At 64.0% G+C, this 14926-nt stretch carries 16 protein-coding genes; 7 read left to right on the top strand and 9 right to left on the bottom strand.

The genetic code is table 11. The annotated features are described in order from the left end of the window. Positions 1-2: 2 nt before the first annotated feature. From F4Y72_06250 to trxA, 4 genes are all read right to left on the bottom strand, one after another. Complete coding sequence (locus F4Y72_06250) at positions 3-773, bottom strand: DUF1538 domain-containing protein (GenBank protein MXZ27889.1); 771 nt, start codon at positions 771-773, stop codon at positions 3-5. Next, entirely contained in the window at positions 773-1525 is a 753-nt protein-coding gene (locus F4Y72_06245) for a DUF1538 domain-containing protein (protein ID MXZ27888.1), read from the bottom strand. Before F4Y72_06245 ends, F4Y72_06250 begins: the two co-directional genes overlap by 1 nt. Positions 1526-1599: 74 nt before the next feature. Beyond that, positions 1600-2880 carry a transcription termination factor Rho gene (rho, locus tag F4Y72_06240; GenBank protein MXZ27887.1) on the bottom strand — a complete coding sequence of 427 codons (1281 nt, stop codon included), beginning with the start codon at positions 2878-2880 and terminating at the stop codon, positions 1600-1602. Between the two features lie 149 nt (positions 2881-3029). Then, a complete protein-coding gene (trxA, locus tag F4Y72_06235) occupies positions 3030-3350 on the bottom strand; it encodes a thioredoxin (GenBank protein MXZ27886.1) in 321 nt (106 codons plus the stop codon). A 203-nt stretch (positions 3351-3553) separates the two neighbouring features. On the opposite strand from trxA, the gene F4Y72_06230 reads away from it, so the two are divergent. Both F4Y72_06230 and cysQ read left to right on the top strand, forming a co-directional pair. Further along, positions 3554-4861 carry a DEAD/DEAH box helicase gene (locus F4Y72_06230; GenBank protein MXZ27885.1) on the top strand — a complete coding sequence of 436 codons (1308 nt, stop codon included), beginning with the start codon at positions 3554-3556 and terminating at the stop codon, positions 4859-4861. 7 nt (positions 4862-4868) lie between these two features. After that, a complete protein-coding gene (gene cysQ, locus F4Y72_06225; protein ID MXZ27884.1) occupies positions 4869-5687 on the top strand; it encodes a 3'(2'),5'-bisphosphate nucleotidase CysQ in 819 nt (272 codons plus the stop codon). A gap of 13 nt (positions 5688-5700) precedes the next feature. Here cysQ and F4Y72_06220 read toward each other — a convergent pair whose 3' ends face one another. Beyond that, complete coding sequence (locus F4Y72_06220; GenBank protein MXZ27883.1) at positions 5701-6555, bottom strand: DUF1838 domain-containing protein; 855 nt, start codon at positions 6553-6555, stop codon at positions 5701-5703. Here F4Y72_06220 and F4Y72_06215 point away from each other — a divergent pair. The 3 genes from F4Y72_06215 to F4Y72_06205 are packed head-to-tail and all read left to right on the top strand — an operon-like array spanning position 6554 to position 9664. Beyond that, positions 6554-8071 carry a hypothetical protein gene (locus tag F4Y72_06215; protein ID MXZ27882.1) on the top strand — a complete coding sequence of 506 codons (1518 nt, stop codon included), beginning with the start codon at positions 6554-6556 and terminating at the stop codon, positions 8069-8071. The two genes, F4Y72_06220 and F4Y72_06215, sit on opposite strands and share 2 nt — an antisense overlap. Before the next feature lie 12 nt (positions 8072-8083). Further along, on the top strand, positions 8084-8887 hold the full coding sequence (gene hpaH / locus F4Y72_06210) for a 2-oxo-hepta-3-ene-1,7-dioic acid hydratase (GenBank protein MXZ27881.1): 804 nt from the start codon (positions 8084-8086) through the stop codon (positions 8885-8887). A gap of 9 nt (positions 8888-8896) precedes the next feature. Beyond that, positions 8897-9664, top strand: coding sequence for an HpcH/HpaI aldolase/citrate lyase family protein (locus F4Y72_06205; GenBank protein ID MXZ27880.1), 768 nt, complete (start codon positions 8897-8899; stop codon positions 9662-9664). Here the strand turns inward: F4Y72_06205 and F4Y72_06200 are convergent. The 3 genes from F4Y72_06200 to ppk2 form a co-directional block, all read right to left on the bottom strand. Next, positions 9650-10153, bottom strand: coding sequence for an alpha/beta hydrolase (locus tag F4Y72_06200; GenBank protein MXZ27879.1), 504 nt, complete (start codon positions 10151-10153; stop codon positions 9650-9652). The two genes, F4Y72_06205 and F4Y72_06200, sit on opposite strands and share 15 nt — an antisense overlap. Beyond that, positions 10150-10974: an alpha/beta hydrolase gene (locus F4Y72_06195; protein MXZ27878.1), complete on the bottom strand. Its 825-nt coding sequence runs from the start codon at positions 10972-10974 to the stop codon at positions 10150-10152. Before F4Y72_06195 ends, F4Y72_06200 begins: the two co-directional genes overlap by 4 nt. A gap of 94 nt (positions 10975-11068) precedes the next feature. After that, on the bottom strand, positions 11069-12037 hold the full coding sequence (gene ppk2, locus F4Y72_06190) for a polyphosphate kinase 2 (protein ID MXZ27877.1): 969 nt from the start codon (positions 12035-12037) through the stop codon (positions 11069-11071). Between the two features lie 135 nt (positions 12038-12172). Between ppk2 and F4Y72_06185 the strand changes: the two genes are divergently transcribed. Together F4Y72_06185 and F4Y72_06180 are read left to right on the top strand one after the other, a co-directional pair. After that, positions 12173-13285, top strand: coding sequence for an amidohydrolase family protein (locus tag F4Y72_06185; GenBank protein ID MXZ27876.1), 1113 nt, complete (start codon positions 12173-12175; stop codon positions 13283-13285). After that, on the top strand, positions 12886-14421 hold the full coding sequence (locus F4Y72_06180) for a putative sulfate exporter family transporter (GenBank protein ID MXZ27875.1): 1536 nt from the start codon (positions 12886-12888) through the stop codon (positions 14419-14421). Before F4Y72_06185 ends, F4Y72_06180 begins: the two co-directional genes overlap by 400 nt. 88 nt (positions 14422-14509) lie before the next feature. Here the strand turns inward: F4Y72_06180 and F4Y72_06175 are convergent, their stop codons facing one another. Next, positions 14510-14725: a DUF465 domain-containing protein gene (locus F4Y72_06175; protein MXZ27874.1), complete on the bottom strand. Its 216-nt coding sequence runs from the start codon at positions 14723-14725 to the stop codon at positions 14510-14512. Positions 14726-14926: the final 201 nt, after the last annotated feature.

The following is a 14926-nucleotide window of genomic DNA, read 5'->3' as shown; positions in this document are numbered from 1 at the left end:
TCCTATTCTGTTTTTAGGCCGCGCAGGCGCGCGATGGCGGATACGGCCATCGAGTAGGCGAGCACGGACATGATGGGAAAAACGCTGGCGAACGCGATCAGGCCGAATCCGTCGATCAGGGCGCTTCGACCGGGTACCGAGGCGGCCAGTCCAAGCCCAAGCGCGGCCAGTACCGGTACCGTCACGGTGGATGTGGTGACGCCGCCGCTGTCATATGCCAGCGGGATGATGTTTCGGCCGGAACGAAAGGTCTGCACGATCACGACGGCGTAGGCGGCGATGATGTACCAGGGCAGGGGCGTGCCGGTCACGATCCGCAGGCAGCCCAGCGCCACGCCGACGGCCACTCCCACGGCCACGGCGACGCGCAGCCCGTTGGCGGCTATGGAGCCTCCGGAAACTTCCTCCGCCTTGAGTGAGACGGCGATCAGCGAAGGTTCCGCCACGGTTGTGGCGAACCCGATTGCCGCGGCGAACGCGTACACGATGAGGTAGTCGTCCCAGCGGACCACGGCGGACGCCGCGCCCTCGAGCGCGGCGGAAGTGAGTTGCACCGCCATGGTTTCCCCGATCGGGAAAAGCGCTTCCTGCAGGCCCACCAGAAACAGCGTGAGGCCCAGCAGAACAAACATGAAGCCCAGCGCGATCCGGCCCGGATTCGGCGGTCGCCGCCGCAACACCGCCGCCTGGAACAGAAACAGAATGGCGACGATGGGCGCCACGTCCAACAGCGTGCCCAGCCCGGTTTGCAGCAGCATCGTCACGAATTCCATTACAGCACCATGCCGTATGCGAGCACGAAGATCATCGGTGTGAGACTGGCGAACGCGATCAGGCCGAAACCGTCCAGCATCGGATCACGGCCCTTGATCGACGACGCCAGGCCCACGCCAAGCGCCGTGACCAGCGGCACCGTGATCGTGCTTGTGGTTACGCCGCCCGAGTCGTACGCCACGCCGATAATCTCATCGGGTGCGAACAGCGTCATGAGCGTGACCAGCGCATAGCCGCCGATGATCAGGTAGTGCAGCGGCCAGCCCTTGAGAATGCGTAGCACGCCCAGCACGATTGCGAGGCCCACGGAAAAGGCGACTACCATGCGCAGCTGAAAGGCGTAGGTGTTGCGCGCTTCCTCGCCGCCGGCGATTGCGCCCGCCTCGGCCGCTACCTCGGCAGCCTTGTCGCCCACTGCAATCAGGGCCGGTTCCGCCACCGTTGTCCCGAAACCGAGGCAGAAGGCAAAGGCCAGGAGCGCGGCCGCGCTGCCCTTGTGAGCGAACGCGCGGGCGATCGCTTCTCCCAATGGAAACAGCCCCAGCTCCAGCCCCTGAACGAAAAGCGCCAGCCCCAACACGACGCACACAAGACCCAGCGCCACGCCGGCCAGATCGGGGAACGGCTGCCGGATCACGGCGACCTGGAAGAAAGCGATCACGAGGATGATGGGCGCCAGGTCGCGCAACGCATCGGCGATTCGCCGCCAGAGTGCCGCAAGTGCCGTGCCAGTCGGACTCCTGAACCGCATCCTTCAACGCCGCCTTTTCGAAGCCCCGATCCTCGCAAACGCCCTGGTGGCGGCGCCGGCTGTGAGAGAACCGCTCAGCCCATCTTCATCGTTTCGAAGAAAGCCTTGTTGCGCTTGGTGTCGCGCATCTTGTCGATCAGGAATTCGGCGGCCGCAAGTTCGTCCATGGGATGCAGGAGTTTGCGCAGCACCCAGATCTTCTGAATCTCGTCGTCTGCCGTAATCAGGTCTTCGCGCCGCGTACCCGAGCGGTTGATGTTGATGGCGGGGAAGACGCGCTTCTCGGAAATCCGCCGGTCCAGGTGAATTTCGGAGTTGCCGGTGCCCTTGAACTCCTCGTAAATCACTTCGTCCATCTTCGAACCGGTGTCCACCAGCGCGGTGGCGAGGATGGTAAGGCTGCCGCCTTCCTCAATCTTGCGTGCTGCGCCGAAGAAGCGCTTGGGGCGCTGCAGGGCGGTGGCTTCGACGCCGCCGGACAGCACCCGGCCGGATGAAGGTGTGACCGTGTTGTAGGCGCGCGCCAGACGCGTGATCGAATCCAGCAGTATCACCACATCGCGCCGATGCTCGGCCAGCCGGCGGGCTTTATGCAGAACCATCTCCGCTACCTGCACATGCCGTGTGGCGGGCTCGTCGAAGGTGCTTGACACCACTTCGCCACGCACGGTGCGCTGCATTTCGGTCACTTCCTCGGGGCGCTCGTCGATCAGCAGCACGATGAGGAAAGTTTCCGGATAGTTGGCCGCGATGGACTGCGCGATGTTCTGCAGCAGCATCGTCTTTCCGGCCTTGGGCGGCGAGACGATCAGGCCGCGCTGTCCCTTGCCCACGGGAGCGGCCATATCGATGATGCGCGAAGTCAGGTCCTCGGTGCTGCCGTTTCCCTGTTCCAGCGTGTAGCGTTCCTGCGGGAACAGCGGCGTGAGGTTTTCGAAGAGCACCTTGCCCTGGGAATTTGCCGGCGCTTCGAAATTGATCTTGTGGACTTTCAGGAGCGCGAAGTAGCGTTCGTTATCCAGCGGCGGCCGCACCAATGCCGCCACGGTGTCGCCCGTACGCAAGTTGAATCGGCGGATCTGCCCCGGCGCCACATAGATGTCGTCCGGCCCCGCAAGGTATGACTCGTCGGCCGAACGCAGGAAGCCGAAGCCGTCCTGGAGAATTTCCAGAACGCCTTCGACGTAGATGGAGGCGCCCTCGTTGGCGTGGGCCTTGAGAACAGAGAAGATGATGTCCTGCTTGCGGGCCCGGGACAGGCTTTCCAGCCCCAGTTGGCGTCCCTGCTCCAGCACCTTGGCAACCGGCAGTTTCTTGAACTCGCCCAGCTTGAGCACATGGCCGAGCTGTTCCAGTTGCTCGTCGGTGATCGTTTCCTCGACCGTGAAGACGCCCACGTCATCGTGATGCCGCCCGTCTCGGCGCCGGCCTCGCGGCGCAGCGTTGGGGTTGCGGGGCCGCGGCCGTCGACCGCGCTGTCGTCCAGGATTTCCGGCGTAATTTCTCACAGTTTTTCTTCCAGCATCCTCGTGATCTGTTGCCGCGGCTGCGCTCCGACAACCTGCATTTCCACCTGCCCGTTCTTGAACAGGATCAGCGTGGGAATGCTGCGGACGTTGTAGCGGAAGGCGGTCTGCTGGGCCTCATCGACGTTGAGTTTGACCACCTGCATTCGGCCTTCGTATTCGTCCGCAATCTGTTCCAGGACCGGCGCGATCATCTTGCAGGGACCGCACCACTCCGCCCAGAAATCAACCAGTACCGGCAATTCACTGTTCAGCACGTCGGCCTGGAAACTGTCTTCCGCTACCTGGGTAACGCTCATATCAGGGTCTCCTCAAGAGGCATGTAGAGAAGAAAAATAACGACGAAGCCCCTCGCCTCGCCTGAAAAAATCCTCGGCCCGCGTCGGTAATCTGCGAATGGTTCGAAAACGGCTGCGCCGGCTTGGAAAGGCCACGCGCCCCCGAACGATCTCGGGCGTGGCGGTCATTCTACATGAAAACTTGCTCGCCGGGTTGGCGCCGCATGGGGCTGGGCACTAGTGTGCCGTCCCGCAGGCGCACTAGAATACGCAGCGTCGAAAAAGTCCGCACATTGTCCGAAGAAACCGTTTATTTCGAATCGCTGGAGCTTCCGCCGGCCTTGCGCGCCGGCATAAAGCGCGCCGGCTTCGAAACGCTGACACCGATACAGGCCAAAACCCTGCCGTTGCTGATGGCCGGTCGGGACGTGGCCGGACAGGCCCAGACCGGCACCGGCAAGACGGCCGCGTTTCTGCTGGCGCTGTTCGACCGGCTGCTCGGAAATCCCTCGCCGAAGCGGAGCAAGACTTCCGCCCCGCGCGCGGTCGTGCTGGCGCCGACACGCGAACTGGCGCAACAGATAGAGCGTGACGCGATTCTGCTCGGAGGCGCCACGGGGTTGAGCATGATGGTCGTGTACGGCGGGGCGGCGTACAAGTCGCAGCGCGAACGCCTGGGCCGCGGCGTGGACGTGCTGATCGGCACGCCCGGGCGGCTGCTGGATTACTACCGGCAAGGCGTTTTTTCCCTGCATGCCGTGGAAGTGATCGTGATCGACGAGGCGGACCGTATGTACGACCTCGGGTTCATACGCGATATCCGCTACGTGATGCGCCGCCTGCCGCCGCGCGAAAAGCGCCTGAGCATGCTGTTTTCCGCCACCCTGGGATACCTGGTGCTGGAGCTGGCGACACAACACCTGAACCACCCGGAAATCGTGCGGATCGAGCCGGACAAGAAGGTGGTCGATGAAGTGGAGCAATGGCTTTACTATCCGTCCAGCGAGGAGAAGGCGCCGCTTCTGGCTGCGCTGCTGTCGCGCAAGGAGGTGGAGCGCAGCATGGTCTTCGTGAATACGCGCAGGGAGGCCGACCACCTGTCCCGCTGGCTGGACAATTGGGCCGGCACCGCGCAGGCGATTTCCGGCGACGTGCCGCAGACGAAGCGCATGCGCATGCTCAAGCGCTTTCACGACGGCGAGCTACCGGTGCTGGTCGCCACCGACGTCGCATCCCGGGGCCTGCATGTCCCCGACGTCAGCCACGTCTTCAATTACGACCTGCCGCAGAACCCCGAGGACTATGTGCATCGCATCGGGCGCACGGCGCGGGCGGGCGAGATGGGCCACGCGGTGAGTTTTGCGTGCGAGCACTACGCCTATTCGCTGCCGGAAATCGAGACCTTTATCGGCCACTCGATTGAGCGCATGCCGATCGACCAGGACATGCTGGCGCCGTACATGCAGGCGCCGCCTACAAGGGCATACCGCCGCAAGACCCGGCGCACGGGCGGCCGCGGCCGCCGCCGCTAGGCCAATCATGAATTCCACGCCAGCGCCGGACCTGGCCGGCCTGATCGAGCCTGTCACCGGACTGGCTTGCGAAGCCGGCCGGCGCATCCTCAAGCTGTTCCGGTCGGATGTACTGGGCGTGGACTACAAGCTGGACCGCACGCCGGTCACCGAAGCCGACCACGCCGCGCACGATCACATCGTTGCCGGTCTCGAGCGCCTGACGCCGGGGATTCCGGTACTGTCGGAGGAGTCCGGCGCGGAACAGCATGCCAGGGAGCGCTCAGGATGGGACTGGCATTGGCTGGTCGATCCGCTGGACGGCACCCGCGAGTTCATTCGCGGCGGCGAGGAATTCACCGTGAACATTGCGCTGATTCGCGGCGAAGCGCCGGTACTCGGGGTGGTGGACGCTCCGGCCAAGGGGATCGCGTTCTTCGGTCATGAGGGCGGCGGCGCACATTCCTGCACGGCGGATTCCGATACTCCGGCGCCGATTTCCGTCCGGCGGCCGCCCGCGGATCCATTGCGCGTGCTTGCCAGCCGCTCGCATGCCGGCTCGGCACTGGAGCTTTACATCGGCGCGCTGGGGTTAACGCACCGGCGGGCCATCTCCAGTTCGCTGAAGTTCTGCCTGATCGCGCGCGGGGACGCGGACGTGTATCCGCGCATGTGGCCCATTTCGGAGTGGGATACGGCCGCCGGGCAGGCCGTGCTCGAATGCGCCGGCGGCGCCGTATTCGATTTGCAGGGCAGGCGGCTGCGTTACGGCAAGGATTCGATCCGCGTTCCGCCGTTCATCGCCTGCGGCGACCCGGCGCACGACTGGCTCGACTACCTCCCGTAGCCTTCACTCCCGGTCAATCGGCCCAGGCGAGGACGTCGGGGATGTAGCGTTCGGCTTCGGCGAGGTAGGCGGGCGTCAGTTCGTGAAATCCGTGGGTTTTGCGCCCGACTGCGTGCCAGACGGCGTGGCCCGCCTGTTCGGGCATCGCAAGAAAGCGTTGCCATGGCGCCAGGTATACGGAAGAAAAGACCGCCTCCACGCGGCTGGGTCCCGGGTCGTTCAGCGCCGGCACACTCACTACTGTCGTGCCGTATTCGGCCAGCGGTATCGGACGTTCCTCGGGATAGTCCCTCGAACCCACCATCAGCAGCTTGTCGCCGCTGCGCACCCAGCTCAGGTCCAGCGCCGCGGGATCGCCGCCGGCCGCCGGCCGTTCGGTAATACGTCCCTGTTCGTCCGGCTCCAGAATCATGTGCGAGCCGATCACGTTGGGTTCCACCTGGTTCATCTCGCCCGTAAACGGATTGCGGTATTCCTTGCCGTTGAGAATTTCGCCCGATTCGGGATCCTTGAAAACGGTCATCACCTTCGACCAGATTTCATAGCGGTTCTCGTCGAGGCGTTCCACGCGCTTGGTTTCGCAGCCCTCGGCGGCAAACAGCACGCGCGGATTCTCGTCCGGCGTCACCGCCACGTAAACGCCGCTCCACCACCAGGGCGAAACGCCACCGTTCAAATCCGCGCGCACCCGAACGAAATTGCGGAACAGGCTCTCGGGACTGGCGGCCCAGGCGTCGCTCAAGTCTTGAGAGGGAGTGTCCTCGTCCCCCGGAGTGCCGGGGGCGCAGGCCGCCGCCAGACCGCCAAGCGCAAGGGCCGACACTCCAAGCAGGTCCCGGCGGTTCAGTTCGTGGGTGGTTGCGGGCATGGGCGTTTCCTCTGTTTCGAAGGGGCCTTATAGTAGCGCGGCGCGAATGAGGTGCTTGATGCACGAACGGGCTCCATTCCATATCAAGGCGCTGCACGGGTTCACCGGATCAGTGGGAAACCTCGTGTTCGTGGTGTTCGAACTGTTCGTGCTGTTCTTCTACCAGCGCGTGGTGGGCCTTGACGGACGTCTCGTCGGGCTGGCCATCTTCATCAGCCTGGTCGTGGACGCCCTGACCGATCCCGTCATCGGTGACTGGTCCGACCGTCTGCGGGCCAGGTTCGGGCGCAGGCACACGATGATGTTCGGTTCGGTGCTGCCGATGGGACTGTTCTTTTTCCTGCAGTTCACCCCGCCGGCAGGCCTTTCGCAGCAGGGCCTGTTCCTGTGGCTGCTGGTCATGTCCGTCGGCGCGCGCGTGATGTTGACCTTCTTCGACGCTCCGGCGGCGGCGGTTACGGCCGAGGTGGCTGTCCGCCCGGCCGATCGGGCCGAAATGGGCATTTATCGCCAGGTGGCGGGACTGCTCGCCTACCTGGGGGTCCTCTACCTTGCCTTCAGCGTTTTCTTCAGCTCCACCGAAGCGTTTCCGGTCGGCCAGGAGAACCCCGCCGCCTACGCGCCGTTCGGCGCCGCTGCCGCCATCGCGCTGATGGTGTTCATGATCGTGGCATCGGCCGGTACCTACCGGCACATCCGGCGCTTTGAAAACAGCCTGCCACCGCCTTCCAGGACCCGGTTCGACTGGATGAAGACGCTTCGGTCCTGGAGCGAGCTGATCCTCCAGGTGCGCAATACGCGGGCGCTGTTCTGGGGTCTGCTGCTGGCCACGACCATGGGCTCCTGCTTCCGTTCGCTAAACCTGCATTTCGGCCCGTATCTCTGGGGGCTGACCACGGAGCAGATGCAGGCCTGGCAGCAGGCGGTGCCCTACGGGATGCTGGCCGCCGCCGTCGGCGCGCGGTTCATCGTTACGCGGACCGAGCCGAAATATCTCTATCTGACGGGCTATGCGATCCTGCTCACGTCCTATGTCGCGCCGCTGTTTCTGACCCTGCTGGGATTGCTGCCGGAATTCGGGAGCGGCGCGCTCGCGGGGGTCCTGTTCGGTTTTCAGTTGGCGGCCGGCCTCGGCGCGGGCCTGCTGATGATCTGTTCGCTGATCATGTTTGCCGAAACGACCGACGAGTACCGGTTCGTGCGCAACGTTTCGCGCACCGCGCTGATCCTGGGCCTGATCACCTTCGGCAACAAGCTCGCCAGCGGCCTGGGCAAGGTGGTTTCGGGCTGGATTCTTGAGTGGGTGGGCTTCCCGGACGTGAAGTCCGGCGTGGAGGTGACTCCCGGTGTAGCGAGTGACCTTGCGCTTTACGCCGGTGTATTCTGTGCGGTCGCTGGCCTGGCCGGTCTGGCGGTCCTGTCCACTTTCCGCCTGACGCGGGCCCGCCATGCCGAAATCGTCGCCGGCCTGCGCGAGCGGGACAGGATGATGCAGACCGAGGCGGCATCGGGTTAGCAGGCCATGCCGATACTCACACCGAAACAGGCCCGACGGGCCGCCGAACGCTTCGACGAGGCGGAACGGACACGGCGCCAGATGCGCCCGCTTACCTTCGATTATCCGGAGATGGACATGGTCGACGCGCACGCCGTGCAGGACGCCTGGGTTGCGATAAAACTCGCCCGCGGCGCCCGGATTCGCGGGCGCAAGATCGGGCTGACCTCGAAAACCATGCAACGCGCCATGAACATCGACGAGCCGGATTATGGAACGCTGCTGGACGATATGTTCTTCGACGACGGCGCCGGAATTGAAACGGCGAGCTTTCTCGATCCCCGCGTGGAAGTGGAAATCTGCTTCGTGTTGAATGACGCTCTGCAGGGCACGGAGGTGACCGTGGAACAGGTGCTGGACGCTACCGAAGCGGTCTATCCTTCGCTGGAATTGATCGCCGCGCGCAGCTACCGCGTGGATCCCGAAACCGGGAAGACCCGTACGGTGGTCGACACCATCGCCGACAACGCGGCCTCAGCCGGGGTCGTGCTGGGCAGCCGGGGATTCGATCCGCGCGAGCTGGATCTGCCCTGGTGCGGCGCCGCCCTGTACTGCAACGGAGAAGTGGAGGAAACCGGGCTGGCGGCGGCGGTCATGGGGCATCCGGCCAACGGCGTTTGCTGGCTGGCGCGCAGGTTCGCGGCCCACGGGATCAGTCTGAATAGCGGCGACGTGATTCTGAGCGGGTCATTCACCCGGCCGGTCGCCGCAAGCGCCGGTGACGATTTTCTGGCAGACTTCGGCCCGCTCGGGCGGATTGGCTGCCGATTTGTATAGAGCAGGACGATGAAATTACCGGAAAACCAATTCAAGCGTGCGCTGAGCGAGGACGGCGTGCAATTTGGCCTGTGGCTGGCCCTCGCGTCGCCGGTGGCCGCGGAACTGTGTGCGTGCGTCGGCTTCGACTGGCTGCTGATCGACGGCGAGCATGGAGCCGACGATTTTCGTTCGACATATTCGCAATTGCAGGCCATCGAGGGTACCGGCACGCCGGCAATCGTGAGGCTGGCGGACGACGATCCGGTCCGGATCAAGCGCTACCTGGACATGGGCGTGCAGTCCCTGCTGATACCCATGGTGGACACGGCGGAACAGGCGGAGAGGCTGGCGGCCGCCGTGCGCTATCCGCCGCGCGGCATCCGCGGCCTGGCCACCTCGATTACCCGCGCCTCGCGCTGGACTCAAATCGAGGATTACGCCCGCCACGCGGACGAGCAGATCTGCCTGATCGTGCAGGCGGAAACCGTGACCGCACTGGACAACCTGAAGGCCATCGCAGCGGTGGATGGCGTGGATTCGGTGTTCATCGGACCATCCGACCTTTCCGCATCCATGGGGTACCTGGGCCAGCCGGGTCATCCCGAGGTGCAGGCGGCCGTCGCCCAGGCGCTGCGCGACATCACGGCTCTGGGCAAGGCGCCGGGGACGCTGGCCGGGTCGCCTGAAGCGATCCGTACGCACGCGGAAAACGGAGCGAAATTTCTCGGGATCGGCAGCGACACGGCCCTGCTCGTGAAAGGGTCGCGGGAATTGCTTTCGTCAACTACCGGCTGAGAGGAAGGCACCGAAGAGGGCCCGAATTTCGTCGAGGGCTTCCGTCAGTGAATGCCCGGCATTCAGCAGATGCAGCCGCGCCTGGTTGGTACGGGCGAAGTCGATGCTCCACTCGATCGGCACGATGTCGTCCTGCCAGCCGTGCACGATGAACGCCGGTGCGGAAACGATTTCCCCCAGTTTCGGCCAGCCGGGAACGGCCAGCGCGGGCGCCATGAGGAACAGTCCGGCGGCGGGCTGTTGCTGTGCGGCGGCTACGGCCACGTAACCGCCCATGCTGCTGCCCACCAGCAGGATCTCATCGCTTGATTCGCGCATCCGCGCAACGAGTTTCGCGGCCCGTGCCGCAGGATCGGGCATTCCCCGGTAGTCGATCGAATCCGCTTCAAGGCCGGCGTCGCGGGCGTCCTGCGCCAGCGCCGTGATCTTGGTTCCCCACGGGCCGCTCTCCTGGCCGTGCGAAAACAGAACGACGCGGCGCTTGTTCACCCGCACTCGGCGGGCGTTTGGGGCAGGCGGTCCTGATCGAAGAACTCCCGCAGCATGGCGCCGGCAATCGTGGTGTGCGCATCCAGGAACCCATGCCCCCAGCCGGGCAGGTTCACCATCCCGCCATTTCTGATCAATTCGGGCGCGCGCAGGCTCTGTTTCCGGAGGTCGTCCTCGGGGTTCAGGACCAGCAGCGGGACCTTCAGGGCCGGCATTCTTTCCCACAGGGGATAGTTGAATGCGGCGCGATGACCCCACCAGTACTTGTCGCCGCCGCGCAGGGATTCGGTGAAGATGGCCGCGGACTTTTCAAGCGAATGGTGCTGCATGTGCCAACGGACGAATCCCTTCCAGCGCCTGACCAGGTGCGATCCGTCCTCCGCGATTGGCTTGGCGGCATATAGGTTTCTGTGGTCGTCGAGCTCCTCTTTGGTGAACAGCGGCGCCGAGATCATCACGACGTGACGCACCTGCTGCGGCCGCCGCAACCCCAGTTCGACAGCCGTCTTGGAGCCCGTGTGGTAGCCCACGAGGTCGATTTCCTCCAGACCCAACTGTTCCACGACCGCCTCCATGGCGTCGGCGTAGTCCTCGATCTCCGGCGGCTCGGACGGCGCGTCCGAAGCGCCGAAACCCGGCGTGTCGGGCGCCACGGCAATTCGGTCCCGTCCCAGTTCCTCAAGCAGGCTCTCGTAAACGAGGCCGGAATTCGGGCTCATGTGAAAGCACAGCACCGCACGCCCCGCGGCGCCCGCTTCGGGCTGGGCGACGCGCAGGTGCACTTGCCCGTGCGGTCCATCGACGTAGATCTTGCGAATCATCTCACCTCTCCATTCTTTCGCAGTTCGCGGAGCGGGCACTCAGCCCGACAAGACCAAAACACATCGCCTTCGCACGTAACGCGGATAGCCCGCGCTAAGGGGAATCCATCGGGGCTTCGCCGTCCACGACGCGCCTGGCCGGTCCGGCTATCAGCGCATCGGGTCCGCGAACGACCTCCCGGTCCTTGTCCGGATACGGCAGCTTCATGAGGAAATGCTGCAGGGCGGCGATACGGGCGCGTTTCTTGTCGTCGGACTTGATGACCGTCCAGGGCGCATCGGCTGTATCCGTGTAGAAGAACATCGCCTCCTTCGCTTCCGTGTAGTCCTCCCACTTGTCCAGCGATGCAAGATCGATCGGCGAGATCTTCCACTGTTTCAGAGGGTCGGTCCGGCGGCTGTCGAACCGGTGCGCCTGCTCCTCCTGGGAGACGGAAAAGTAGAACTTGAAAAGGTGAATGCCACTGTTCACCAGCATGCGCTCCAGGTTCGGACACTGGCGCATGAATTCGAGGTATTCCGCCCGGGTGCAGAAGCCCATCACCCGTTCCACGCCGGCGCGGTTGTACCAGGAACGGTCGAACAGCACGATCTCCCCTTCAGCCGGCAAATGCTGGATATAGCGCTGGAAGTACCATTGGCCGCGCTCCCGGTCGTTGGGTTTCTCCAGGGCCACGACACGTGCGCCGCGCGGATTCAGATGCTCCATGAAGCGCTTGATCGTCCCGCCCTTGCCGGCCGCGTCGCGTCCTTCGCACAGGACCAGCACCTTTGCGCCCGATTCCTTGATCCAGCGTTGGGCCTTGAGCAATTCGACCTGCAGCGACGCCTTGTGCCGCTCGTATTCCTTGCGCCGCATCTTGTCGGAATAGGGATAGACGCCCTCCTGGAATACGCGCTTGATGGCATCGGCGGAATGCCGAGCGTTCGGGAGGCCGAGGTTCCCCTGCGCCGCGCGTGCCTCTTCCTCAGCGGCGTCCGGCTGCTCCGGGCGCGGCTTCGCGCCTGTCCTGCGGGCGGCCTGATCGCGCCCGTTGCCTTTAACGCCGACCTCCCGGCTCATGACCTACCTCTGACGAGAATGGTCGCCCGATTATAGAAGACCGGGCACCACAAGCCCGCACCAACCCGCTGCAAGCCGCAAGGAGAGTGCACTCCTGGGATACGATTCAATATTGAGCGAATAGATCGTGAAGCAATGGAATTGAACGGGTTGACTACGAGGCTCCGGGCGCTGTTGCCGGGCGCGGCGCTGCTGGCTGTACACGCGTGGGCCCAGCCGAGCCTGGATGACTTCCGGTCCCCGGATGCTCCCTGCCATGACCGCAGCCGGCATCCGCAGACCGCGGTGGTCGATACCCACGTGCACTTCCGGCCGTTCGGCGGGCCTGCCGTTTCGTTTGAGGACATGGTTGCTTTTCTGGATCGATCGGGGGTTCGGTTCGCAAACGTATACGGTATCGGGCAGATGCTGCCGGTGGGCTCGCCGTGCACGTACTACCTCGATTGTCCGGGCGAACCGGTGCTGCCCACGCTCAAGAACGATTTCGCGAACGCGGCGAACTTCGTGTCGAACCGGCCGGAAAATGTGCACCTGACCATGTCCATGACCTTTCCCGATCTTGCGCGTCCCGAAACGGTGCTCGCCCGCATGGATCTGCTCGACCAGGAGTTTCCCGGCGTGTTCCGCTGGATGGGGGAGGTAAACCTGGTGAAGCAGGCGTTGTTTGCGAACGCGCACCGGGCGGTCCCGCTAGAAGCGATCGCCGCCTGGGAGCCCTTCATGAAGAGGCTGCGGGAACGGAACATTCCGTTTGCCGTCCATTCGGACCTGGGCCACGATGGCGAGCCCATGCAATATCTTCCCTGGATTGAGGAGGTACTCAGGCTGTATCCGGACAATCCGATCGTGTGGATGCACCTGGGCCTGTCGCGCGAACTGACCCGGATCGACCCGGATGTGCATCTTGGAGTGCTGCGCCGGCTGCTCGATCGCTATCCCGCGCTGATGGTGGACATTTCCTGGCGGGTCATCCACGACAACGTCTTTTCGCGGCCCGAACTACGGGCCGCCTATCTGCCGTTCATCGAAGAGTATTCCACCCGAATCCTCCCCGGTTCGGATTTTCTGGCTTCGGCGGACAAGAATTTCGATGTCTATTCGGAGGAGCTGCGCGTTACCAGCGATATCCTGGCCGACTTGGGCGACGAGGCATTCCGCAATATCGCGCTGGGCGAAAACTATTTCCGCCTCCTCGGGCTCGACTACAGCGCGCCCGAAATCTGCCCGGCCGGGCCGCCCGCGGGCTGAAGAACCGCACGCAAGCCTTGAACACCGTAACTGCCAACTTGCGATCGCGCGCGTGGTGGCTGGGTCTGGCGCTGGCCGTTGCTGTTGCGGTGCTGGCGGGCTACTCGGCCGAATGGATCGGCGTTTCGGTGTTTGGGCTGGCCAGGAGCCCGGTGAGCGCGATCATGCTGGCCATCATTCTCGGCATGATCCTCTCCAACTCGCTGAACCTGGCGCCGCTTGCCTCCGACGGGCTCAAGTTCTGTTCCACGACTGTTCTTCGCATCGGCATCGCCCTGCTCGGAATTCGCCTGAGTTTGCTGAGCGCCGGCAAGTTCACGCTGGTGGCCCTGCCCTTCGTGATCCTGGCGATAGCCGCCGGCATGACGGTAGTGGGTTATCTGGGCCGGCGACTGGAACTGTCGCGGCGTCTGGCAGGACTGATCGCAATCGGAACCAGCATCTGCGGCGCCAGCGCCATCGTGGCAACCGCCCCGCTGATACGTGCCAGGGAATCGGAAGTCAGCTACGCGATCGCCTGCATAACGGTGTTCGGAATTGCCGCGATGTTCTTCTACCCGATATTGGCGCACGGCTTTTTCGAGAATCGCCCTGAACTGGCCGGCCTCTTTCTCGGCACGTCGATTCACGAGACCGCGCAGGTGGCCGGCGCCGGAATGATGTACCAGGCCCAGTACGACGCCCCGGTGGCGCTCGACATCGCCACAGTGACCAAGCTCGTTCGTAACCTGTGCATGATCGCGATGATCCCCCTGGCGGGCGTGCTTTTCGGCGCCGAACGCGGGACAGGCGGCGCTCGGACTGCGGGAGACTACCTGAGGATGATTCCGTGGTTCGTGGTGGGATTCGCCGTTTTTTCGGCGCTGCGGACCGCAGGCGATGCCGGAGAGCAGGCGTTCGGCTTTCTCGATCCGAACAGCTGGGCGCAAGTCGTGTCCCTGCTCCGGCGGGCGGCGGAAGTCTGCCTGCTGGTGGCTATGGCCGCAGTCGGCCTGAACTCCAGCTTTGCCGGGATTCGCAGCATCGGCCTGCGGCCCTTCCTGCTAGGACTGTTCGCGGCCGCCGCGGTGGGCGGGGTCAGTTTCCTGATGATCTCGCTGTTCGCGCCGGCGCTGCTCAGCATGACCGGCAACTGATCCGGCAGGCAACGCGATCCGCAGTAACGGCCGGGCGAGCGCCCCCGTGTGCCGGTTGATGGAGTGCGCCCCGGCCGGCGCCGGAGAATCAGGCGTTCAGATCCGGAATCTGTTCACTCTCCAGGCGCGTGATCATGTCCTTCAGGCGCAACTTGCGCTTCTTCATACGTTTCAGCATGAATTGATCGGCGCTCGCGTGTTTTGACATTTCCGCGATGGCGAGATCCAGATCCCTGTGCTCGTCCCTGAGTTGCTTGATTCTTTCCCGATTGGCAAAAACCTGTGTTTCGACGTTGGAATTCATCTGGCCTTGAATGCAATGGCGCAGGCACCCCGAAATCCGCTCCCGGTTTCCTGCCCCGCCTACCTTGCATTGTAGCGCGCCGCCGCCCACTTGCAACGCCGCCCTCCGCTTCCTCGCCCTTTCTTTGCCCCCCTCCTCGTGGGAGACGCCATCCTGGCTCGATTCTCGCTGTCCCTGCTTGTCTGTTTGAATAGGGCCACC

The organism is Gammaproteobacteria bacterium, assembly GCA_009838035.1.
In the GTDB taxonomy this organism is placed as follows: domain Bacteria; phylum Pseudomonadota; class Gammaproteobacteria; order Steroidobacterales; family Foliamicaceae; genus Foliamicus.
Note: the sequence above shows the minus strand (reverse complement) of the source record. Positions and strands in the feature narration are given on the sequence as shown.

Coding starts and splice junctions, on each gene's coding strand:
- F4Y72_06250 (MXZ27889.1), bottom strand. CDS start 773: ATGGAATTCGTGACGATGCTGCTGCAAACCGGGCTGGGCACGCTGTTG.
- F4Y72_06245 (MXZ27888.1), bottom strand. CDS start 1,525: ATGCGGTTCAGGAGTCCGACTGGCACGGCACTTGCGGCACTCTGGCGG.
- trxA (MXZ27886.1), bottom strand. CDS start 3,350: ATGAGCGTTACCCAGGTAGCGGAAGACAGTTTCCAGGCCGACGTGCTG.
- F4Y72_06230 (MXZ27885.1), top strand. CDS start 3,554: ATGGGGCTGGGCACTAGTGTGCCGTCCCGCAGGCGCACTAGAATACGC.
- cysQ (MXZ27884.1), top strand. CDS start 4,869: ATGAATTCCACGCCAGCGCCGGACCTGGCCGGCCTGATCGAGCCTGTC.
- F4Y72_06215 (MXZ27882.1), top strand. CDS start 6,554: ATGGGCGTTTCCTCTGTTTCGAAGGGGCCTTATAGTAGCGCGGCGCGA.
- F4Y72_06220 (MXZ27883.1), bottom strand. CDS start 6,555: ATGCCCGCAACCACCCACGAACTGAACCGCCGGGACCTGCTTGGAGTG.
- F4Y72_06205 (MXZ27880.1), top strand. CDS start 8,897: ATGAAATTACCGGAAAACCAATTCAAGCGTGCGCTGAGCGAGGACGGC.
- F4Y72_06195 (MXZ27878.1), bottom strand. CDS start 10,974: ATGATTCGCAAGATCTACGTCGATGGACCGCACGGGCAAGTGCACCTG.
- ppk2 (MXZ27877.1), bottom strand. CDS start 12,037: ATGAGCCGGGAGGTCGGCGTTAAAGGCAACGGGCGCGATCAGGCCGCC.
- F4Y72_06185 (MXZ27876.1), top strand. CDS start 12,173: ATGGAATTGAACGGGTTGACTACGAGGCTCCGGGCGCTGTTGCCGGGC.
- F4Y72_06175 (MXZ27874.1), bottom strand. CDS start 14,725: ATGAATTCCAACGTCGAAACACAGGTTTTTGCCAATCGGGAAAGAATC.